Here is a 20,697-nt window from a genome sequence, read left to right as displayed (position 1 = left end):
GCGCGTTCATGCGGCTTCCTGCGCAACCCGCACCCGCGCCGCCTCGGCGCGGCGCAGGGCGAAGCGCGTATAGCCGATCTGCACGAGCAGCGGATCGCCCTGCACCGGTCCGTGCGCGACGATGCGCACCGGCTCGCCGTCGACGAAGCCGAGGTCGCGCAGACGCCGCGCGATGACATCGCCGGGGCCAGCGTCCTCGACCGCGCGAACGATCGCGGCGACGTTGTGCGGGAGTTCGGACAGGCGCATCGAAATGGGAACGGACACTCGGCGTAGATAAGAATCGTTATCGTATCACGCCGGCCACGCGCCGGCCGCCGTGGCGACCGGCGCGTGGCCTGGCGCGCCGGGCGGTCGGTCTAGAGGTCGAGGATCAGGTTCGCCGACAGCACGCGACCGCGATCGGCGCGCGCCGCCGCGTAATTGCCGGGCGCCAGCGGCTCGTCGAGGACCTGGTCGGTCGAGGCTTCGTGGGTCAGATTGCGGGCTGCGAAGGCCAGCGTCCAGCCGCCGCGCTGCGAACCGAGCACGATGCGCGCGTTGACCTCGGTGGTCTGCGGCTGCAGCTTTTCCGGCGCGAGATCGACGTCGACATAGCGCTGGCTGCGGTAGAGCACGTCGAGCGCCACGGTCATCAAGGTGCCGCCGGGCAGGATCGTGGTGAAGGACGGGATCGCCGCCGCCGTCCACTTCGGCGCGTTCGACAGCGTCTTGCCGGACAGGTCCTGCGTCGACTGGTCCGAGGTGGCCGGCGCCGGCGCGTCGGGATAGCTCGTGTAGTAGGCGTTGGCGTAGCCGGCCGAGCCGTAGAAGGCGACGCCCGGAATCGGCGTCAGCCAGTGCACTTCGAGCTCGCCGCCGCGCGAGCGCGCGCTCGCCGCGTTGAGGAAGACCGGCGCGGCGGCGCCGTTGCCGCTGCTGAACGTCGAAACCTGCAGATTGTCGAAGTCGGTCGAGAACAGCGCGGCGCTGACGCGCATCGAACCCTGCAGCAGGCGCGCCTTGGCGCCCAGTTCGAGGCTGGTCGCGCGTTCGGGTTCGAACTCGAGGTTCTTGTCGTTGAGCGGCAGCGCATTGAAGCCGCCGCTCTTGTAGCCGCGCGTCCACGTCAGGTAGACGTTGGTGTCGGTCTGCGGCTGCCACTTGATGCCGGCCTTCGGCGAGAACTCGTTTTCGCTGTGGTTGCGGCTCTCGCTGAAATCGTTCTGGTCGGCGACCAGCGGGATCAGCGCGCCCTCGGCCTGGCTGGAGAACTGGCCCTGCTTGTGCTCGTAGCCGACGCGGCCGCCGAGGATCAGCGCCCAGCGCTCGATGATGAAATATTCGATCTGCCCGAACAGCGCCGCCGTGCTGGTGCGCTGGTCCAGCGTCACCGTCGCCGCCTGGCGCTCGCCGATCACCGGGCGCAGCGCCGGTTCGAGCAGGTCGGCGAGGCGGCCGACCGGAATCGCCAGCCGCGTCAGCGGCACGCCGCCGATGCGCAGCAGGGCGTTGCCGTTCGGATTGCCGGCCTGCGCGGCGGTGAGGTAGGCGAGCGCGGCGCCGAGGTCTTCGAGCTGGAACAGGTCATTGGCGTTGAAGGTCGAGTCGTAGTAGTAGGCGCCGAGCACGAAGTCGAGGCCGGCGCCGAAGCCGGCGATGCTGTCGTCGTGGCCGGCGAGGCGGATTTCCTGGCTGTACTGGTCGAAGGGCGCCGGCCGGCTCAGGGTGTCGCGGATCACCGGCACCGGCGAGAAGTCACCGTCGATGTCGCGCGCCTTCAGCAGCTGCCGCGCCCAGGCGCTGACCGAGGTGAGGGCGACGCTGTCGATGTCCCACAGGCCGTCGAGCTTGTAGTCGACCGTGAGGTTGGCGCCGGAGAAGTCGGTCTCGCCGCGCGAGGGTACGTTGGCCGAGTTGCGGAAGTCGAAGCGATCCTCGAAGTCGGGGTCGTAGTGCTGCATGACCACGCGCATCGGCTCGGAGACGTGCGTGAGCTGGAAGTTGTTGGCGTTGAGGCTCTGCTCGGAATAGAAGCCGCCGAGGTCGACGCGCAGCGGGCCGCCGTCGTAGCGCAGGCGCAGGCGCAGGGTGTCCTGGTCGACGTCGACTTCCGGGCGGTCGAGATCGGTATTGGTGAGCTGGCCATCGTCGCGCGAGAAATTGCCGACCAGGCGCGCCGACCAGCGCTCGCCGAGCGCGAGATTCAGCGTCGGCCGCGCGGCGCGCTCGCCGTCGTCGGCGACGTAAAGCTCGCCGCCGAAGCCGAAGCGGTCGGCCGGCGCGCGGGTGACGAGATTGAACACGCCGGCCGTGCTGTTCTTGCCGAACAGCGTGCCCTGCGGGCCGCGCAGCACTTCCATGCGCTGCACGTCGTTGAAGAACACGGAGAGGAAATTCGAGCGGCCGTAGAACACGCCGTCGACGACGGTGCCGACCGAAGGTTCGAAGCCGGCATTGGTCGACAGCGTGCCGAAACCGCGGATGAAGAAATCGCCGCCGGTCGGCGAGATCGACAGGCTGACGTTGCCGACGTAGGTCTGCAGGTCCTGGAAATTGGTGGCGCCGCTCTGCTGCATCAGCTCGCCGTCGATCGTGCCGACCGAGACCGGCACCTGCTCGACGGATTGCGCGAACTTCTGCGCGGTGACGATCACTTCGGGAAGCACGTCGGGCAGCGACTCCTCGTCCTCGGCGCGGGCTGGCGCCGGCGACACGGCGCCGAGCGCGAGCAGAGCCAGTGCGACGATGCGCGACGATGCCGGTCGCGTACGATCCATGCGCAATCCTCAAGTTGTTTTAATTGTCGGCGCATTCTACGCGCCGCCCCGCGCGAACTGCGGCGCCGCCATGCCATCGCCGGCCGGCGCGCGGGCCAGCCGGCGATGGCCGCATCTCAGCGCTTGTCGAACTGCAGCGCGCCGTCGCGCACGTCGATGCGCACGCTGTCGCCGGCCGCGAAACGGCCGTCGAGGATCAGGCGCGCCAGCGGGTTCTCGACCAGCGACTGGATCGCGCGCTTCAGCGGCCGCGCGCCGTAGATCGGATCGAAGCCGGCTTCCGCCAGCTTGTCGAGCGCCGCGTCGCTGAACTCGACGGCGATGCCGCGCTCGACGAGGCGCTTGACGACGTGCTGCGTCTGGATGCGCGCGATCGAACGGATCTGCGTCGAGCCGAGCGGATGGAAGACCACGGCCTCGTCGATGCGGTTGATGAACTCCGGGCGGAAGTGCTGGCCGACCACGGCCATCACCGCTTCCTTGATCGCGCCGTAGTCCTCGCGCGTCGCCGAGTCCTTGCTCATCATGTCCTGGATCAGCGAGCTGCCGAGGTTGGAGGTCATGACCACGACCGTGTTGCGGAAGTCGACGGTGCGGCCCTGGCCATCGGTGAGGCGGCCGTCGTCGAGTACCTGCAGCAGGATGTTGAAGACCTCGGGGTGCGCCTTCTCGACCTCGTCCATGAGGATCACCGAGTACGGCCGGCGGCGCACGGCTTCGGTCAGATAGCCGCCTTCGTCGTAGCCGACGTAACCCGGCGGCGCGCCGATCAGGCGGCTCACGGAATGACGTTCCATGAACTCGCTCATGTCGATGCGCACCATCGCCTCTTCGGTATCGAACAGGAACGCGGCGAGCGCCTTGCACAGCTCGGTCTTGCCGACGCCGGTCGGGCCGAGGAACAGGAACGAGCCGATCGGCCGGTTCGGATCGGAGAGGCCGGCGCGCGAGCGGCGGATGGCGTTCGAGACGGCGCTGATCGCCTCGTCCTGCGAGATCACGCGCTGATGCAGCGCGTCTTCCATGCGCAGCAGCTTCTCGCGCTCGCCTTCCAGCAGCTTGGAGACCGGAATGCCGGTCCAGCGCGCCACGACTTCGGCGATTTCGTCCTCGCCGACGCTGGTGCGCAGCAGCTCGAACTTCTGCGGCGTGGCGCTGCTGGTCGGCGTCTGCGCGAGCTTCTTCTCCAGCTCGGGAATCTTGCCGTACTGCAGCTCGGCCATGCGCGCGAGATCGCCGGCGCGGCGCGCGCCCTCGAGCTCGATGCGCACGCGATCGAGTTCTTCCTTGATGCCGGCGCTGCCGGCGACCGAGGCCTTCTCGGCTTTCCACTTCTCTTCGAGATCGGCGTATTCCTTCTCGAGCCTGGCGATCTCGTCCTCGAGCGCGGCGAGCGACTTCCTGGCGCCTTCGTCCTCTTCCTTCTTCAGCGCCTCGCGCTCGATCTTCAGCTGGATCAGGCGACGGTGCAGGCGATCGAGCGCCTCCGGCTTGGAGTCGATTTCGATGCTGATTCGAGACGCTGCTTCATCGACGAGGTCGATCGCCTTGTCGGGCAGGTTGCGGTCGGTGATGTAGCGGTGCGAGAGCTTGGCGGCCGCGATCAGCGCGCCGTCGGTGATGTCGACGCCGTGGTGGACCTCGTAGCGCTCCTTGAGGCCGCGCAGGATGGCGATGGTGTCCTCGACGCTCGGTTCGCCGACCAGCACCTTCTGGAAGCGGCGCTCGAGTGCGGCGTCCTTCTCGATGTACTTGCGGTACTCGTCGAGCGTGGTGGCGCCGACGCAGTGCAGCTCGCCGCGCGCCAGGGCCGGCTTGAGCATGTTGCCGGCGTCCATCGCGCCGTCGGCCTTGCCGGCGCCGACCAGGGTGTGGATCTCGTCGATGAACAGGATGATGTTGCCTTGCTGCTTGGCGAGGTCGGTCAGCACCGCTTTCAGGCGCTCCTCGAACTCGCCGCGGAACTTGGCGCCGGCGATCAGGCTGCCCAAGTCGAGCGAGAGCACGCGCTTGTCCTTCAGCGACTCCGGCACCTCGCCGTTGACGATGCGCTGCGCGAGACCCTCGACGATCGCCGTCTTGCCGACGCCGGGCTCGCCGATCAGGGCCGGATTGTTCTTGGTGCGGCGCGAGAGCACCTGGATGACGCGGCGGATTTCCTCGTCGCGGCCGATCACCGGATCGAGCTTGCCGGCGCGCGCGCGCTCGGTGAGATCGATCGTGTACTTCTCCAGCGCCTGGCGGTTCTCCTCGGCATTCGCCGAATCGACCTTGGCGCCGCCGCGCACGGCGTCGATGGCTTTCTCCAGCAGTTCCTTGCGCGCGCCGGCGGCGCGCAGCGCGTCGCCGGCGGCGCCTTTCTCGTCGACCGCGGCGAGCACGAACAGCTCGGTGGAGATGAACTGGTCCTTCTTCTGCTGGGCCAGCTTGTCGGTGAGGTTGAGCAGCTTGGCGAGATCGGGCGAGACGTTGACCTCGCCGGTCGCATCCTTGAGCTTCGGCAGGCGGTCGAGCGCCTGGGCGAGCCTCGAGCGCAGCAGGTCGATGTTGACGCCGGCGTTCTGCAGCAGCGGCTGCGTCGAGCCGCCGTCCTGGTCGAGCAGGGCCGCGAGCAGGTGGGCCGGCTCGATCGCCGGATGGTCGCGGCCGACCGCCAGCGACTGGGCGTCGGCCAGCGCCTGCTGAAAGCGGCTCGTCAGTTTGTCCATGCGCATGGCGTTGGTCCTTGGATGAAGCGGGGCAGTGGGATTTGCTGCTCAAGTGCGGCCGCGGGCTTCCGATTCAAGCGCGCCAAGCGTTTCACAGGGGCAGTTCACGGAATCGAGAGTGGCTCAGAAAAGCACCCTAAGTCACTGACCGGACAGGCTTGCGCCGAACGCCTTCGGCGAGATATCGTCCAAATGTTGTCATCTTTGCGCGGTTCAATGGGCTCAAGGGCTCCAGTTGCACGGACGCATGGAAAACATTCCGGCCATCCTCAAAGTGGATTCCGGCGGGCTGCCGGTTTCCTGGATTCACTGGCACACGGCGGTGACGCTGTATGCGCGCGGTCGCGTGCGCTGGGAGGCCGGTGCCGAGCGTTTCCTGATTCGCGGCGGCGTCAATGCCAGGAGCGGCGAGCGCTCGCAGATCGAGATCGGCTCCATCATCGCCGTCACCGATCGCTCGAAGAGCCATGCCCGCGGCGTGCCGCTGCTGACCAACCGCACGCTGTTCCAGCGCGACCGCAATCTCTGCCTGTACTGCGGCGACCAGTTCCCGGCGCATCTGCTGACGCGGGATCACATCATCCCGGCCTCGCGCGGCGGCGCCTCGGCCTGGGAGAACTGCGTGACGGCCTGCCGCAGCTGCAACCAGCGCAAGGACGACCGCACGCCGGAAGAGGCGAACATGCGCCTGCTGGCGGTGCCGTACACGCCGAATCTGGCCGAATATCTGATCTTGTCGAATCGGCGCATCCTCGCCGACCAGATGGAGTTTCTGCTCGCGCATGCCGGCCGGCGGCGCGGTTTGCAGTAGTATCGAAGCGTTACGCCCGGGGGGGCTTTGCGGCACATGGTTCAGATGCGGCTTGCGCATGTCGTGGCGGGGCGCTTGGGCTACACTGGCCCGGCAGCCGCATGGCCGTGGCTGTGTTCCTTCTCCCGCAGAAGATCGTTCCGGACCGATTCCCCATGAGTGCCCAGAGCCACGCCAGCGCGCGTGCCGCCAACCCGTCTGCACCGGCGGCGGGTGGCAACCCCGTGGTGGCCGCCCTGCACCAGATGGCGATCAGCGTGCTGGCCGAGCAGCTCAACGCCATGTTCGAGAAGGCCGACGACATCCTGTTCGATTCGGCCGAGAAGGCGCGCTCCAGCGACGAACAGCGCCTCTATCTCGACACCATGCGCATCGTGCGCATGCAGCGCGCGCAGATCATCAAGGCTTTCGAGCATTCGCTGCAGGATGCGCTGTCGCGCATCGGCACGGAGGCGCCCGGCGACAACGTCGATCTCAGCGACATGACGCAGTGGTCGCTGCAGGACGGCGACCAGCTCGAGGAGCGCATCGCCGTTTCCAACATGGAAAGCAAGGCCACCTCGCTGCACGCGCACGAGCTGGTCGAACTGCAGCGGCGTATGGCGCGCCTGGCCGACATGACCGGCGGGCAGCTGTCGCCGGACGCCATCTCGCCGGCGCGCATCATCCGCGCCTTCCAGAATTCCGTGCAGAACCTGCAGGTCGATTTCCCGATCAAGCTGGTCATCTACAAGCTGTTCGACCGCGTCGTCGTCGGCAACATGTCGGCGGTCTTCGTGCACGCCAACCAGCTGCTGGCCGGGCATGGCGTCGAACCCAAGGACGGCGCCGTGCCGCCGCCGAAGCGCCATCCGGCCATGCCCGGCATGCCGGGCGCCGCCGCGACCTTGCCGGGCGCCGACAGCGGCGCCATGCCGAGCTGGGTCAGCGGCGTCGACACGCAGCGCTTCGCCCAGTACATGGGCGTGCCGCCGCCTTCGCCGGCGCCATACGGCGTCGCCAGCCCCAATCCGCCGCCTTACGGCGGCGCTGGCTTCGGCGCCATGCCGGGGCCGGCGGCCGGCTATCCGCCGTCCTGGCCGGCCTATGCCGGCGCCTACGCGGCGGCCGGCGGCGCCGCACCGTCCTACAACGATGCCTGGCTGGCGCACGACATCAGCCACATCCTGCAGTCGTACTCGCACGGCCAGCAGCCGCAGGCGCCGGCCTGGCTGCCGCCGCAGAACGTCGGCCTGGTGGCGCGCATGTTCGACGGCTACTACAACGATCCGCGCCTGCCGGAGGCGATGAAGCCCTTGCTCGCGAAACTGCAGCTGCCGGTGATGAAGGCGGCGCTCGCCGACCCGCAGTTCTTCGCCAGCAGCACCCATCCGGCGCGGCGCGCGACCAATGATCTCTACGAGCTGGCGCTGCAGCTCGGTGCCGGCGGCGCGCCGGTGCCCGAGCAGATCGTCAGCGAGCTGCAGGGCCTGGTCGACGAAATCGCGCGCAGCTTCCACCTCGATCCGGCCAAGCTGAAGAGCGCGCCGGGCATCGCCGTCGACGAACACACCGCCGACAGCTTCCTGCGCCAGCAGGACGAGACGCAGCAGAACCGCAATCGCCAGCAGATCGAACGCATCCGCCGCATCGTCGCCCACGAGCTGAAGATGCGCGTCGGCGAGCGCGTGCTGCCGACCGGCGCCATGCGCCTGATGCTGTCCGGCTTCGGGCCGCGGCTCTGCGTCGACTACATCCGCGACGGCATCGAGGGTCGCAGCTGGGTGGCGACGATGGATCTCGTCGACCGCGTGCTGCACAGCCTCGGCCCCGATCGCCGCAGTGCTGAGGAGCGCGTCGCGCTCGAGGCGGAACTGGTCGCCGAGGTGACGAACCGCCTCGCGGAAGTGGGTTTCGCAAGGCAGAAGCTCGAAGACGTCGTCGCCGGCCTGCTGCAGGCATACCTGGAGCGCAAGCTCGAGGTTTCGCTGAACGACGCGCTCATCGAGGAAGGCCTCGGCGACGTGGCGACGCGCCCCGACGCGCCGCCGCAGCGGCAGCCCACGCCCGAGCAGGAACTGCAGGGCCTGCTGTCGATCGTGCTGCTGCCGGGCGCCTGGTTTACGCTGTACGAGTCGGGCGCGCAGACCAAGCACTGGGTGCGGGTCAAGGCGTATTACCCGGCGCAGCAATCGGTCCTGCTGGGCCACTACATGGAAGAGCGCTTCATCAGCATGCGCGCCCTGGTGTTTGCGACCGAGCTTGCCGAAGGCCGCCTCGCGGCGATCGACCCGGCGCCGGAGCTGCAGACGGCGATCGCGCGCATCGCGGCGCTTCCGTTCACACGCGAGCCGGCGTCGGCTCTGGGCTGGCTGCAGAATCCTCCTGCCAGCGCCTGAGTTCGAGCGCGGCGCTGGCGCCGCATCGCGACAGAGGAGCTGGCATGCCGGACAAGGCATACAAGAACGAACAATTCCTGATGAGCGAGGAGGCGCGCGGCGTGCGCATCCTCTGCGAGTATGTCGAACCCGAGCAGCGCTTCCGGCGCACCGGCGTGCGCAACACGGTGGCATTCTTCGGTTCGGCGCGCCTGCGGCTCGGACGCGGCAGCGACGGCCGCGACTGGTACGCCGAGGCGGCGCAACTGGCCGAAAAACTGGCGCGCTGGACGCTCGAGACGCATACCGTGCAGGAGCGCTTCTACGTCTGCACCGGCGGCGGTCCGGGCATCATGGAGGCCGCGCATGTCGGCGGCGGGCGCGTCGACCAGGGGCTCAACGTCGGCCTCAACATCTCGCTGCCGTTCGAGCCGCAGCGTCTGAACGAGCATATCGACGACGCGCACGCCTTCCAGTTCCACTACTTCTTCATGCGCAAGTTCTGGCTCGTCAAGCTGGCGCGCGGCGCGGTGTTCTTCCCCGGCGGCTTCGGAACGCTCGATGAGCTGTTCGAACTGCTGACGCTGACCCAGACGCACAAGGTCTCGCGCATCCCGATCCTGCTGTACGGGCGCTCGTTCTGGGAGGGGTTGATCGATTTCGGACGCCTCGTCGAGCGAGGCCTGATCTCGCCGGAGGACGTCGAGCTGTTCCGCTACTGCGACGACGCCGATGCCGCTTTCGAGCTTTTGCGCAGCGAGCTGCGGCCGCACCCGCCGGAGGAAAGCATCGCCGCCTCGCCGTAGGCGGGCGGCGCAGGCGTTCTACAGATCGAAGTCGAGATCGTCGGCGATCAGCTTGCGCAGCCGCCGTTCCTCCTGCAGCTTCTCGACGTCGCGCCAGTCCCGCGATTTGGCGGGCAGCCCGGTCGGCCCGTCGGCAGCGGCCACGCTGTCGTCTTCGATGGCATCGGCCTCGTCGACGAACTCGTCGTAGTTCTTGCTGGCGTCGTTCGGTGCAGCTTGCTTCTTCGGCTTGCGCGGCATACCCATCTCGGCGTGGAGCCTGACAACAAATCGGGATCACTTGGCGCGCGTTTTTAGCAGGCTTTTTTTGCGCCGGAAAGGGCTGCGGACATGAGCTTTAGAATCAAACCGTTAAGTTCATTCCGCAGGTCCGGGCGCGGTGTCCCGCGCAAACCATCGGGCAGGAGAGGAGCGACATGCAGCAACAGATCATCGAACTTCGTACCGCGGGGCGCGGCTTCAGCGAGATCACCCGGACCGTGCGCCAGATCACCGCTGCCAGCGGCATCCGCACGGGACTCTGCCATCTGTTCCTGCAGCACACCTCGGCTTCGCTGTGCATCACCGAGAACGCCGCGCCGGCCGTGCGCGATGACCTGCAGGCTTGGGCAGCACATCTGGCGCCGGACAGCGCGACCGCCTATCGCCACGACGACGAGGGCGCGGACGACATGCCGGCGCACATTCGCAGCCTGGTGGCCGGCGTCGAGCTGACGGTGCCGATCGGGGATGGCGCGTTGCTGCTCGGCACCTGGCAGGGCCTCTACGTCTGGGAACACCGTCGCAGCGCGCATCACCGCCGCGTGGTCGTGACGCTCGGCGGCAGCTGAGCCGCCGCGGCGGCGGCGCTGGTGTTTTGGGTGCCGATCAGTACAATACGCGTCCTCGTGTGGGGCGGTAGCTCAGCTGGGAGAGCGTCGCGTTCGCAATGCGAAGGTCGGGAGTTCGATCCTCCTCCGCTCCACCATCCGGGATCTGAGACGTAACAGGAACCGCGCCAGGTGCGCGGTTTTTTGTTGGGCGATGCGGCCGCTTGTCCGGCGTTCTTCAGGCATGATCGAATGCGAGCCGCCCTGACGCCGCCGCGCGTCGAGACAATAGACCGGAACCTTCGAATGAGTTTGCCGCTTGAAGTACGCCGCTACGTCGTGCCAAGTGGTCTGCACATCAGCGCCGACGTTGGCGGCGATCCCGCGGCACCGCCGGTCCTGCTGCTGCACGGCGGTGGACAGACGCGGCATTCCTGGGGCGGCGCGATGCGCGAGCTGCTGCGGCGCGGCTATCACGTCATCAACCTGGACGCGCGCGGACACGGCGACAGCGACTGGGCGCCAGATGGCGACTATTCGCTCGACGCCATGGTCGGCGACCTGCGCGCCGTGATCGCGACGCTCACCCGCCCGCCGGCCCTGGTCGGCGCGTCGATGGGCGGCGCGACGATTCTCTATGCGGCGGGCGGCGCGGCGCAGCCGATCGCCACGGCGCTGGTGCTCGTCGACATCGTGCCGCGCGTCAACCAGAGCGGCGGCAAGAAGATCGCCGAATTCATGCAGAGCGGACGCGCCGGTTTCGCGACGCTGGAGGAGGCGGCCGATGCGGTCAGCGCGTACAACCCGCACCGCCCGCGCCCGAAGGACATCTCCGGCCTGATGAAGAACCTGCGCCGCCGCGACGACGGCCGGCTCTACTGGCACTGGGATCCGCGGTTCGTCGACAATCCGCGCCGCTCCGAGCCGCCGCAGTTCGCCGACCTGATGCTGCGCGCCGCCTCGCACATTCGCACGCCGACCCTGCTCGTGCGCGGCACCCAGAGTGACATCGTCACCGAGGACGGCATCAATGAATTCCGCGCGCATCTTCCCGGCCTCGAAGTATTCGACGTGCCGGGCGCGGGGCACATGGTCGCCGGTGATCGCAACGACGCCTTCAACGAGGGCGTGATCGGCTTCCTCGAACGCCACCACCCGCTCGGTTGAACCGCGCCGGCGCGCCCGGACTACGGCTCGAGCTGACGCGCGCCGCGATGTGCGCCATCGCGGTACTCGCGCTCGATCATTCGCTGTCCGTCATCATCCTGTCGGCACTCGTCGTGCCGCGCATCCGCCGCGCGCCCGCAAGGAGCGACGGCGTCGCTTCGCGGTCGATGCCGTCGATCGCCGGGCAGGGCTGCGTTCAAGCGGGCGGCGAAGTGCGGCGCGATGCCGTGTTATTGTTACAATGTAACATCAACGCGGAGATTCCCATGTCGCTCGCCCGTCTGCCCGTCACGGTGCTGTCCGGCTATCTCGGTGCCGGCAAAACCACCTTGCTCAATCACCTGCTCGCCAATCGCGAAGGCCGCCGCGTCGCGGTGATCGTCAACGACATGAGCGAGATCAACATCGACGCGGCGCTGGTCGACGGCCGGGCGGCGCTGTCGCGTACCGAGGAGAAGCTGGTCGAATTCAGCAATGGCTGCATCTGTTGCACGCTGCGCGACGACCTGCTCAAGGAAGTCACGCGGCTCGCGGGCGAGGGCCGCTTCGATCATCTGCTGATCGAATCGACGGGCATTTCCGAGCCGATGCCGGTGGCCGCCACCTTCGCGGTGCGCGACGAAGCCGGCTTTTCGCTCGCCGATCTGACGCGCATCAATTCGATGCTGACCGTTGTCGACGCCAGGAACCTGTTGCGCGACTACAGCTCCACGGATTTTCTGCGCGACCGCAGCCAGTCGCTGGGCGAGGATGACGAGCGCAACGTCGTCGATCTGCTCGTCGACCAGATCGAATTCGCCGATACCATCGTCATCAACAAGTTCTCCGAGATCGACGAGGCGCAACGGCGCGATGTGCTCGCCGTGGTCAGGGGACTGAATCCCGGTGCGCACGTCGTGACCACCGATTTCGGGCGCGCGCCGGTCGCCGAACTGCTCGATGGTTTTCGCTTCGATCCCGAGCAGGCCGAGCGCAATCCGGGCTGGGCCAGGGAACTGCGCGGCGAGCACACGCCGGAAACCGAGCAGTACGGCATCACCAGCTTCGTCTATCGCGAGCGCCGGCCGTTCCACCCGCAGCGCCTGCACGATTTCTTCCAGTCGAGCTGGCAGGGCGTCATCCGCTCCAAAGGCTGGTTCTGGATTGCCAGCCGGCCGGACTTCGTCGGCCAGATGTCACAGGCCGGCGGCATGCTGCAGCAGGGTGCGATCGGCCTGTGGTGGGCCAGCCCGCGTGCCGACCGTGCACGGCCCGAGGTGATGGATCGCCTGCGCGAAGTCTGGGATGAAACCTATGGCGACCGCCGGCAGGAACTGGTGTTCATCGGCATCGGCGCGGACGAGGCGGCGCTGCGCGCGCGGCTCGATGCCTGCCTGCTCGACGACGCCGAAATCGCCCAGGGACCTGCGGCCTGGCGTTCCTTCCCCGATCCGTTTCCGGCGTGGCGCATGGAGGCCGAGGCGACGGACGACGCATGAGCGAGGAGACGTTCGCCGAGGCGGGCCTTGCGAGCGTGCTGTCGCTCGATCGTGCGCTGCTCTTTCACGCCTGGGCCGCCGTGAACTGTTCTCCACCGGCGCGCGCGCGTCGGCGTCCGTCTGAGGTCTTGCATGTCGACATCGACTCCCGTGCGCGCCGCCGGCGATCGCACCGCCATTCTGCTGTCCGCCCTGTGCCTCGTGCACTGCCTGGTGCTGCCGATGTTCATCGCCCTGCTGCCGTGGCTGGCCTGGCTGGTGACCAACGACGATGTGGTGCATCGCTGGCTGCTGGCGGCGATCGTGCCGGTGAGTGCCTACGCGCTGATCGGCGGCTGCGTGCGCCATCGTCGGTTCGCGCCCGTGTGGCTGGGTCTCACCGCGTTCGGGCTGCTGATCGTCGCGGCCACCGCCGAGACGGTGAGAGCCCGGGAATCGTGGCTGACGGTGCTCGGCAGCGTGACGCTGTCGGGCGCCCACCTGCTGAATCTGTGGTCCTTGCGTCGCGGCAAAGAAAGGAAAGACGCCGATGAGTGATCCCGCGCATGCACCAACGGCCCGGCTGCCGGTCTGTCTGCTGACCGGCTTTCTCGGCGCCGGCAAAAGCACGCTGCTGAACTTCGTGCTGCGCCATCCGGAGATGACCGGCACGGCGGTGGTCATCAACGAGTACGGCGCGGTCGGCGTCGACCATCATCTGGTCGAGTCGGCGCCGGACGACACCGAGCTGATCGCCGACGGCTGCCTGTGCTGCACCGCGAGCGGGCGGCTCGGCGAAGCGCTGATGAGCCTGTTCCAGCGCGCCGCGCAGCGCAATGTCGCGCTCAAGCGCGTGATCATCGAGACGACGGGGCTCGCCGAGCCCGGGCCGATCGTCTCGCAGCTGCTCCATGATCCGCAGCTGTCCGCGCACTTCGCGCTCGACAGCGTGGTGACGCTGGTGGATGCCCTGAACGCAGCCTCGACCCTGGACAAGCACGACATCGCCGTGCAGCAGATCACGGCCGCCGATCGCCTGCTCTTGAGCAAGACCGATCTCGTCGGCGCCGCGACGGCGGCCGCCTTGACGCAGCGCCTGCGCGCGATGAACCCCGATGCCGGCGTCGACGTGATCCGCCACGGTGCCGCGCGCCCCGAGCAACTGTTCAGCGGCGGCCGCGACCATCCGGGCTCGGCGCGCTATCAGCTCGGCGATTGGTTCGGCCGGGCCGAGTCGATGCGCTTCACGCCGGTGATCGCCGTGCAGCCGAGCGGCCTGCTCGGCCGGTCGGCACCGGCGCGCACGCCGGCGGAGCAGGAGATCCAGACCTTCAGCCTCATTTTCGAAGAGCCGCTGCCGCCGGGGCGCCTGCTCGGCTGGATCAGCTTTCTGCGCTCGCTGTGCGGGCCGACGCTGCTGCGCGTCAAGGGCCTCGTGCATGTCGAGGGACAGGCCGGACCGACAGTCGTGCACGGCGTGCAGAGCGCCCTGCATCCGCTGCGCGAGCTGGCGGCCTGGCCGGATGCCGACCGCCGCTCGCGACTGGTCTTCATCACGCGCGGCTGGGGCCAGGACGTCGTCGCCTCGACGCTCGCCTACCTGCACACGCCGTCGCGGCCTATTTCGTGAGGATTTCGCCGCTGATGGGATCGATGCTGAGCGGCAGGCTGCGGCCGTCCGGCGTCTGCTCCGAGAACGTGACGGCGCCGTCGCCGCCGCTGCCGGCGGCGCGCGCGCTGCTGCGGTCGGCGAAGCCCTGCACGAGCTGCTGCTCCACGTAAGGCGCGAGTGCCGGTCCGTCGCTGACGCCGGGCACGTTCTCGATATCGCCGCGGGCCTGCGCGACCGCCGGCAGCAGCGCCGCGGCGAGCAGGATGATCGTTGATTTGCGCATGGTGACACTCCAGGGAGAAGAGGCCTTTCGGCGGCTCGGAAGATGGGCGATGGCTCAGGCTTTCATGTCCGCCGCCTCGTGAAATTTCAGCAGGCGGCCGGCGTTGACGATGACGATCACGCTGCTGGCCTGCTGCGCGAGTGCGGCGACCAGCGCGCCATAGGCGCCGAGCACGCCGGCGGCGGCCAGGATCAGCACGACCAGCGTCCAGATCAGGCCGACGGCCACGTTGACGTAGATCGTGCGGCGGCAAAGCCGGCTGAGCCGCACGCAGGTGCCGAGCCGCCGCAGATCCGCCGTCATCAGCACGACGTCGGCCGAGGCGAGGGCGACGTCGGTGCCCTGCGCGCCCATCGCCACGCCGATGGCACCGGCCTTGAGCGCCAGCGCATCATTGATGCCGTCGCCGACGACCAGCGGCCGATGGCCTTGCGCGGCGAGGTCGAGCACGCACTGCATTTTCTGCGCGGGCAGCAGCTCGGCCTGCACTTCCGTCAGGCCGACCAGATGGGCGACGCGCTGCGCCGCCGGCCAGCGATCGCCGCTGATCAGCATCTGGCGGCCCAGCCCGAGCCCGCGCAGATCGGCGGCGGCACGCGCGGCTTCGGGACGCGGTTCGTCGTTGAGCAGCAGCCAGCCGAGGAATCTCGCGCCGCGCGCGACACCCGAAATGGGTCCGTCATGCGCCGGCGCCGCCGGCACGGCAATGCCAAGCTGGTCGAACAGGGCGGCACGGCCCATGGCCAGCGCGTCGCCGCCGGAGCGTGCGCAGATGCCGAGGCCGCGCAGTTCGCGGATGTCGGTCAAGGGCAGACGTCCGCTTTCCGGCAGCTCGGCGGCGACCGCGCGGCTGACCGGATGGCTGCTGGCGCTGCCAAGATTGGCGGCGAGGTTGAGCAGATCGGCACGCGCCACGCCGGGCTGCGGCAGCACACCGACCAGGCGCAGCTCGCCGAGCGTCAAGGTGCCGGTCTTGTCGAACGCGACCGCATCGACGGTGGCGAGCGTCTCGAGAAAGGCCGCGCCTTTGACGAGGATGCCGTGGCGGCTCGCCACCGACAGGGCGGCGATCGAGGTTGCCGGCGCGGCGAGCACCAGCGCGCAGGGGCAGGACGCCACCATCACGGCCAGCATGATGGCGGTCGATCCGGTCGCGAACCAGCAGCCGGCCGCGAGCAGCAGGACCAGCACGAGGTACTGCTGCGCGTAGCGCTCGAGCAGGCGCGTCACCGGCGGCTTGGCCTGCTCGGCTTCGCGCAGCAGGGCGACGACGCGGCCCAGCGTGGTCTCCGCGCCGACGCGCGTGACGCGCACGATCAGCTGGCCGTCGACGTTGATCGAGCCGTTGAAGACATCGGCGCCGGGCTGCACATCGACGGGCACCGACTCGCCGGTGATCGACGCGGTGTCGAGGCTCGAGTTGCCCGATTCGACGACGCCATCGGCCGGCACGCGATCGCCGGCGCGCAGTTCGACGCGATCGCCGATGCGCAGTTCGCTCGCGGCGATCTCGGCGATGCCGCCGTCGGCTTCCAGGCGGCGCGCCTTGGTCTGCGTCAGGCGACTCAAGGCGCGGATCGCCTCGTGCGAGCCCAGCAAGGAGCGCTCTTCGAGGATGTGCCCGAGCATCATGACCAGCGGCAAGAGCGCGGCCACCACGAGGTCGCCGGCCGCCCAGGCGGCCAGCAGGGCCGCGGCGATCAGCAGGTCCATGATCCCGTGCAGGCTCGGCTGGCGCAGGCTGCGCCAGGCCGCGGCCAGCGAAGGGACGGCCACCAGCGCCGCGCCGACGCCCGCGATCAGCTCGGCGATCGCCTGCTGGTCGGGGCGCAGCAGCCAGACGATCAGGGCCACGACGAGGCAGCCGGCGGTCGCCAGCGAGAGGCTGAGGCGCACGCCCAGCGACCATTGCTCCTCGAGCCCCAGCAGCGGCGCCTCGGGCGCGGCGCCGGCCGTATTCGCGGTGCCATTCATGGAGCGGAACTCCCGGACAGGATCAGGCGCGGTTCGCCGTTCGTGGTCTGCACCGCCGCGGCCTTGCCGAGCAGCGGACCGATGCGATCGGCATAGATCTGCCGGGCCAGCGCCGGTCCGCGCAGGCCCGGCGCGCCGGCGGCGAGGGCGGCGATCGCCGCCGTTCGCGCGCGCGCGGTGGTGACATGCTCGGCGGCCTGCGCCTGCGCATCGGCGACCAGTCGATCCTTTTTCTGGTCGGCCTGTTGCGCGGTCTTCTCCGCCGCCGTGCGCGCGTTGGCGACCGCGGTTTCGGCCCCCTGTATCGCCACCGTCACCGAATCGAACGCCGCCTTGGCGTCCTGCGGAATCGACGGCCAGAGATCGACGCGCTCGATCGTCACGCCGAGGCCTGCGCCCTGGCGTTCGAGATCCGCCAGGCGTGCGTTGATGGCATTGGCGAGATCGACCCGGAAACGCTCGCGGCCGGCACGGGCGCTGCCCTCGGCGGTCTCCAGTTCCGGGCGCGCGACCAGCATGGTGTCGAGATCGCGGCTGCCGCAGACCGCCACGGCGCTCGCCATGAACAAGCGATCGAGCGCGGGTTCCACGTGGTCGGACGACAGCACATAGGCGCGCGCATCGACGATGCGATAGAACAGCGTGGCGCTCAGATGCACCACGCTCATGTCGCCCGACAGCAACAAGCCGGCGTTCAGGCGCGGATCGCGCAGCACGCCCGACTGCGCGGCGAGCGTGGTGACGATGTGCTGGTTCTGACGGTCGGCGGAAGGCAGCACGATGACGCGCTCGACCGGCTGCGGGAAGGCGAACAGCAGGCCCGGTCCGCTCACGCGCGCGACGCTGCCGAAACGCAGCACCACGGCCCGGCTGTCGGTGGGAATGACGCGCAGATTGGATGCGAACCAGCCGGCGCCGAGCAGGAACACGATGAGGAACATGAAACGGAACGCGAGCCGCAGCGACTGCGCCCAGGGGCTGTCCGGCTCGCGACGCGCATTCACGGCGCCTTCTCCACGGATTTTTTCGACGGCAGAACGGCCGCGCCCTGGCTAGGACCGTCGACCAGAACCCGGAACGGTGCGGCGTCGGTGCGCAGGATCAGGCGCGTGTTGCTGCCGATCACCGAGTCGAGCGTGTCGAGCGAACGCAGCAGCGTGTAGAGCTCGCGGTTGTCGTTGTAGGCCTTGCCGTAGATGTCCGCGGCCTCGACGCGCGACTTCGCGTCGATCGCCGCGGCGTCGGCCTTGGCCTGCGCGACGAGGACGCGCGCATCGCGGTCGGCATTGGACTGGATTTCCTTGGCCCGCCGCTGGCCGTCCGCTTCGCGCTGCGCCGCCACGGTCTCGCGTTCGGCGCGCATGCGCGCGACGGTGGCATCGAGCGTCTCCGAGGGCAGCGTCAGGCGTTCGATGCCGACCTGGCGCACGCTGACGCCGTAGACCTTGAGCGCTTCCTCGTCGATGCGCCGGCGCAGGCGCTCTTCCAGCCCCGTCAGCCTGATCGCCTTGGGATCGGTGTTGACCAGCGCGGCAAGATCGAAGCTGCTGACCGTGATCTCGAGGGACGAGCCGACGAAGCTGCGCAGCTGTTCGGCGGCGATGTCGGGTTCGTTCTGCACGGCGCGCAGGAACTGGCGCACATGGTCCGGATCGTCGGGCACCTGCCAGGCGACATAGGCCTGCACGAGGATGCGCAGGCCGTCGCGCGTGCCGACATCCTGCAGGCCGCTCGACGTCGTGCGCAGCTTCAGATCGACGGGGATGGTGTGCTCGATGGGCGCCGGAATCTTCCAGGCCAGGCCGGGCTGCGTGATGACCCGCACCGGATCGCCGAGGCGGGTCACGACGACGGCCTGTCCGGGCACCACCATGAACAGGCAGGCCGCGGCGACGGCGGCGAAGACGATCACGGCGGCCGCGGCGTAGCGCGCCTTGCGCAGCAGCGCCGCCGCCGCCGGCGAAGCGTCTTCGGACGATGGCGTGGACAAGGAGGTCATGGCTCGTCTCCGATGTAATTCGAATAAGCGCGATCGCGATCCTTGCCGGACGGCCGCAGGTCCAGGGTCGGCGTCTGCTCGTTCTTCAGGCGATGATCGACGATCACCAGCTGGCTCTTGTCGAGCGCGCGGACCACATCATCGAACCAGCGTTCGAGCAGGAAGGCCTTGCCGTCGCGTGCCGCCGCCTCGCGGTCGCCGCCGAACAGCACCGCGTCGGTGCGCGCCGTGCCGACGCGCTCGGCCGCCGCTGCGTCGGCATCGTTGCGCAGGGCGGTGACCTGCTCCTGCGCCTGCTGCTGCGAGCGCGCCGCATCGGCGTGGCTCTGCGCGACGTGGATGCCGGCGCGGATCTCGGCGGCCTGCACGTCGTGATAGGCCGAAGCGGCGCCGGGCGGCGGATGGATCGCCTCGATCGAGATCGACAGCACGTCGATGCCGCTGGCAAAGCGATCGAGCTGCGTCTGGAGGCGCTGGCGGAATTCGGACGACAGGGTCTCGCGGTTCTCGCCGAGCAGCCCGAGCAACTGATGCTCCGCCAGAAAGCGCACGAGGATCTGCCCCGACAGCGCTTGGATCAGGCTGTCGGCGTCGCTGACGCGGTAGGCCGCATCGCGGGCCGCCTGATCGGAGACGCCGACCTGATAGACCACGGCCATGTCGATGTCGACGAGCTGGAAGCTCTGCCGGCCGTTTTCCTCGCTGGCGATGAGATAGCTGCCTTCGTAGGGATGTGCGTCGTCCCACAGACGGTCGGCGCTCTCCGGCGCCGGCCCTTCCGCGAGAGCCGGCATCTCCGGTTCTTCGGTCGGCACGTCGCCGTTCTGGTCCGGCAGCATGAATTCGATCGGCAGCTGATGGACGACGCCGATCTCGACGGTCCGCAAGCTGCCGAACGGCCACGGCAGATGCACATGCAGGCCCGGACCCAGCACGCCCGACGGCACGCCCAGCCGCTGGTAGATGCCGCGCTGGTCGATGCGCAGCGTCGTCAAGCCGGTACTGAGCCAGGCGACGATGAGGATGCCGGCCGCCAGCGGCAACAACGCTTTCTGCAGGAAGGCCAGCGCCCAGCTGCGCGACAGATTGATGCCGAGCCGGTGGCGCGCCGCGACATTGATGGTGCGCCAGCTGGGCGGTCGCAGCCGCAACGCGAAACCGGCGATCGTGCTGTCCGCCAGGCCGCGGCGCTCGGCGATGGCGGGCCACGGCAGGAACAGCATCGCCATGCCGCGCAGCACGAACTCGACGGCGGCGAGAACGACGACGGCCGCCATCAGGCGTTCGATCTGCAAGGCGGCCGGCAGGCCGCTGGCCGCGGCGATGAGAGCGACCCCGGTGGCGATGCAGCTGGCCAGCGGCAGGCGCAACAGGCGTTCGAGCGCCGGCGCTTCCGGCAGCAGATCGGCCGACAGGGCGGCGTAGGTACGCTGCAGGACGACCAGCGCGAAGGCGCTGGCCAGGACGAGCGCGCCGCTGATGCGCATGGCGGCCGCCTCGCCGGCCTGCTCGCCGAGCAGCGGCCACCAGCGCACGATCTCGACGATCGCGCCGCCACCGGCGACGACGATGAGCAGCGCCTGCGGCCAGCTGCCGAGCGAGCCGACATCCGGCAGCCGCGACTGCAGGACCGGAATCAGCTGCTGGAAGTCGGCCGGCCATCGCCGCGGCGCGGCCGTGTCTTTCGCGGTCGGGCGCTGTGCGCGCCGGGGCGCGCCGGCCGCACTCAGGGCGTGGACGCGCGCGGCCGCCGTCATGGCCGCCGACAGAAAGCCGGCGACCGCCAGCCAGAGCGCCGCGGCGATCTGCGCGAAGGACGCTGCCGTCGCGATGACGGCGAGGACCGCGAGCATGGCGGCAATGGCCAGCAGGCGTTCGCGATAGCGATGCGCGAGGTTGAAGCGCGGCAGCCGTTTCAGCTCCGTCGAATCCGTGCCTGTCTGCGTGCTCATGGG

General features: G+C 69.0%; 17 protein-coding genes and 1 tRNA gene. 9 read left to right on the top strand and 9 right to left on the bottom strand.

What is annotated here, in order from left to right; translation table 11 throughout:
- Positions 1–6 precede the first annotated feature (6 nt).
- The 3 genes from K344_RS0116295 to clpB all read right to left on the bottom strand — a co-directional run bounded on the left by K344_RS0116295 (position 7) and on the right by clpB (position 5,473).
- Entirely contained in the window at positions 7–249 is a 243-nt protein-coding gene (locus K344_RS0116295; RefSeq protein ID WP_028081564.1) for a FeoA family protein, read from the bottom strand.
- Positions 250–359: 110 nt separating this feature from the next.
- Complete coding sequence (locus K344_RS0116290) at positions 360–2,759, bottom strand: TonB-dependent receptor (protein WP_028081563.1); 2,400 nt, start codon at positions 2,757–2,759, stop codon at positions 360–362.
- 116 nt (positions 2,760–2,875) lie between these two features.
- Positions 2,876–5,473, bottom strand: coding sequence for an ATP-dependent chaperone ClpB (clpB, locus tag K344_RS0116285; protein ID WP_028081562.1), 2,598 nt, complete (start codon positions 5,471–5,473; stop codon positions 2,876–2,878).
- 241 nt (positions 5,474–5,714) lie between these two features.
- Between clpB and K344_RS0116280 the strand changes: the two genes are divergently transcribed.
- The 3 genes from K344_RS0116280 to K344_RS0116270 all read left to right on the top strand — a co-directional run bounded on the left by K344_RS0116280 (position 5,715) and on the right by K344_RS0116270 (position 9,441).
- Positions 5,715–6,278 (top strand): HNH endonuclease, encoded by a 564-nt coding sequence (locus K344_RS0116280; RefSeq protein WP_043114726.1) that lies wholly within the window; start codon positions 5,715–5,717, stop codon positions 6,276–6,278.
- A gap of 155 nt (positions 6,279–6,433) precedes the next feature.
- Positions 6,434–8,656 carry a DUF1631 family protein gene (locus K344_RS0116275; protein ID WP_169729311.1) on the top strand — a complete coding sequence of 741 codons (2,223 nt, stop codon included), beginning with the start codon at positions 6,434–6,436 and terminating at the stop codon, positions 8,654–8,656.
- A 44-nt stretch (positions 8,657–8,700) separates the two neighbouring features.
- On the top strand, positions 8,701–9,441 hold the full coding sequence (locus K344_RS0116270) for an LOG family protein (RefSeq protein ID WP_028081559.1): 741 nt from the start codon (positions 8,701–8,703) through the stop codon (positions 9,439–9,441).
- A gap of 18 nt (positions 9,442–9,459) precedes the next feature.
- Here the strand turns inward: K344_RS0116270 and K344_RS0116265 are convergent, their stop codons facing one another.
- A complete protein-coding gene (locus tag K344_RS0116265) occupies positions 9,460–9,681 on the bottom strand; it encodes a hypothetical protein (RefSeq protein ID WP_028081558.1) in 222 nt (73 codons plus the stop codon).
- A 176-nt stretch (positions 9,682–9,857) separates the two neighbouring features.
- On the opposite strand from K344_RS0116265, the gene K344_RS0116260 reads away from it, so the two are divergent.
- The 6 genes from K344_RS0116260 to K344_RS0116235 all read left to right on the top strand — a co-directional run bounded on the left by K344_RS0116260 (position 9,858) and on the right by K344_RS0116235 (position 14,504).
- On the top strand, positions 9,858–10,271 hold the full coding sequence (locus K344_RS0116260) for a secondary thiamine-phosphate synthase enzyme YjbQ (protein WP_028081557.1): 414 nt from the start codon (positions 9,858–9,860) through the stop codon (positions 10,269–10,271).
- A 61-nt stretch (positions 10,272–10,332) separates the two neighbouring features.
- Positions 10,333–10,408 (top strand) — tRNA-Ala (locus K344_RS0116255).
- Positions 10,409–10,556: 148 nt separating this feature from the next.
- Complete coding sequence (locus K344_RS0116250) at positions 10,557–11,417, top strand: alpha/beta fold hydrolase (protein WP_028081556.1); 861 nt, start codon at positions 10,557–10,559, stop codon at positions 11,415–11,417.
- 266 nt (positions 11,418–11,683) lie between these two features.
- Positions 11,684–12,895 (top strand): GTP-binding protein, encoded by a 1,212-nt coding sequence (locus tag K344_RS0116245; protein WP_043114794.1) that lies wholly within the window; start codon positions 11,684–11,686, stop codon positions 12,893–12,895.
- A gap of 132 nt (positions 12,896–13,027) precedes the next feature.
- Entirely contained in the window at positions 13,028–13,432 is a 405-nt protein-coding gene (locus tag K344_RS0116240; protein ID WP_043114724.1) for a MerC domain-containing protein, read from the top strand.
- Positions 13,425–14,504 carry a CobW family GTP-binding protein gene (locus tag K344_RS0116235; protein ID WP_028081553.1) on the top strand — a complete coding sequence of 360 codons (1,080 nt, stop codon included), beginning with the start codon at positions 13,425–13,427 and terminating at the stop codon, positions 14,502–14,504. Before K344_RS0116240 ends, K344_RS0116235 begins: the two co-directional genes overlap by 8 nt.
- On the opposite strand, the gene K344_RS0116230 is transcribed toward K344_RS0116235, so the two are convergent.
- The 5 genes from K344_RS0116230 to K344_RS0116210 are packed head-to-tail and all read right to left on the bottom strand — an operon-like array spanning position 14,494 to position 20,694.
- Positions 14,494–14,769, bottom strand: a complete 276-nt coding sequence (locus K344_RS0116230; protein WP_028081552.1) for a hypothetical protein — start codon at positions 14,767–14,769, stop codon at positions 14,494–14,496. The two genes, K344_RS0116235 and K344_RS0116230, sit on opposite strands and share 11 nt — an antisense overlap.
- Positions 14,770–14,823: 54 nt before the next feature.
- Positions 14,824–16,743, bottom strand: a complete 1,920-nt coding sequence (locus K344_RS0116225) for a heavy metal translocating P-type ATPase (protein ID WP_028081551.1) — start codon at positions 16,741–16,743, stop codon at positions 14,824–14,826.
- Positions 16,740–17,747 carry an SPFH domain-containing protein gene (locus tag K344_RS0116220; protein ID WP_028081550.1) on the bottom strand — a complete coding sequence of 336 codons (1,008 nt, stop codon included), beginning with the start codon at positions 17,745–17,747 and terminating at the stop codon, positions 16,740–16,742. Before K344_RS0116220 ends, K344_RS0116225 begins: the two co-directional genes overlap by 4 nt.
- Entirely contained in the window at positions 17,744–18,742 is a 999-nt protein-coding gene (gene hflC, locus K344_RS22140) for a protease modulator HflC (RefSeq protein WP_051362314.1), read from the bottom strand. Before hflC ends, K344_RS0116220 begins: the two co-directional genes overlap by 4 nt.
- On the bottom strand, positions 18,739–20,694 hold the full coding sequence (locus K344_RS0116210) for an SPFH domain-containing protein (protein WP_028081549.1): 1,956 nt from the start codon (positions 20,692–20,694) through the stop codon (positions 18,739–18,741). The genes hflC and K344_RS0116210 overlap by 4 nt, the downstream gene beginning before the upstream one ends.
- Between the last annotated feature and the right edge of the window lie 3 nt (positions 20,695–20,697).

This window comes from Solimonas soli DSM 21787, from assembly GCF_000474945.1.
In the GTDB taxonomy this organism is placed as follows: domain Bacteria; phylum Pseudomonadota; class Gammaproteobacteria; order Nevskiales; family Nevskiaceae; genus Solimonas; species Solimonas soli.
The sequence above is the reverse complement of the archived record's forward strand: the minus strand, read 5'-3'. Positions and strand labels throughout refer to the sequence as shown.

Coding starts and splice junctions, on each gene's coding strand:
- hflC (WP_051362314.1), bottom strand. CDS start 18,742: ATGACCTCCTTGTCCACGCCATCGTCCGAAGACGCTTCGCCGGCGGCG.
- K344_RS0116265 (WP_028081558.1), bottom strand. CDS start 9,681: ATGCCGCGCAAGCCGAAGAAGCAAGCTGCACCGAACGACGCCAGCAAG.
- K344_RS0116290 (WP_028081563.1), bottom strand. CDS start 2,759: ATGGATCGTACGCGACCGGCATCGTCGCGCATCGTCGCACTGGCTCTG.
- K344_RS0116250 (WP_028081556.1), top strand. CDS start 10,557: ATGAGTTTGCCGCTTGAAGTACGCCGCTACGTCGTGCCAAGTGGTCTG.
- K344_RS0116240 (WP_043114724.1), top strand. CDS start 13,028: ATGTCGACATCGACTCCCGTGCGCGCCGCCGGCGATCGCACCGCCATT.
- K344_RS0116270 (WP_028081559.1), top strand. CDS start 8,701: ATGCCGGACAAGGCATACAAGAACGAACAATTCCTGATGAGCGAGGAG.
- K344_RS0116225 (WP_028081551.1), bottom strand. CDS start 16,743: ATGAATGGCACCGCGAATACGGCCGGCGCCGCGCCCGAGGCGCCGCTG.
- K344_RS0116210 (WP_028081549.1), bottom strand. CDS start 20,694: ATGAGCACGCAGACAGGCACGGATTCGACGGAGCTGAAACGGCTGCCG.
- K344_RS0116235 (WP_028081553.1), top strand. CDS start 13,425: ATGAGTGATCCCGCGCATGCACCAACGGCCCGGCTGCCGGTCTGTCTG.
- K344_RS0116280 (WP_043114726.1), top strand. CDS start 5,715: ATGGAAAACATTCCGGCCATCCTCAAAGTGGATTCCGGCGGGCTGCCG.
- clpB (WP_028081562.1), bottom strand. CDS start 5,473: ATGCGCATGGACAAACTGACGAGCCGCTTTCAGCAGGCGCTGGCCGAC.
- K344_RS0116230 (WP_028081552.1), bottom strand. CDS start 14,769: ATGCGCAAATCAACGATCATCCTGCTCGCCGCGGCGCTGCTGCCGGCG.
- K344_RS0116260 (WP_028081557.1), top strand. CDS start 9,858: ATGCAGCAACAGATCATCGAACTTCGTACCGCGGGGCGCGGCTTCAGC.
- K344_RS0116245 (WP_043114794.1), top strand. CDS start 11,684: ATGTCGCTCGCCCGTCTGCCCGTCACGGTGCTGTCCGGCTATCTCGGT.
- K344_RS0116295 (WP_028081564.1), bottom strand. CDS start 249: ATGCGCCTGTCCGAACTCCCGCACAACGTCGCCGCGATCGTTCGCGCG.
- K344_RS0116275 (WP_169729311.1), top strand. CDS start 6,434: ATGAGTGCCCAGAGCCACGCCAGCGCGCGTGCCGCCAACCCGTCTGCA.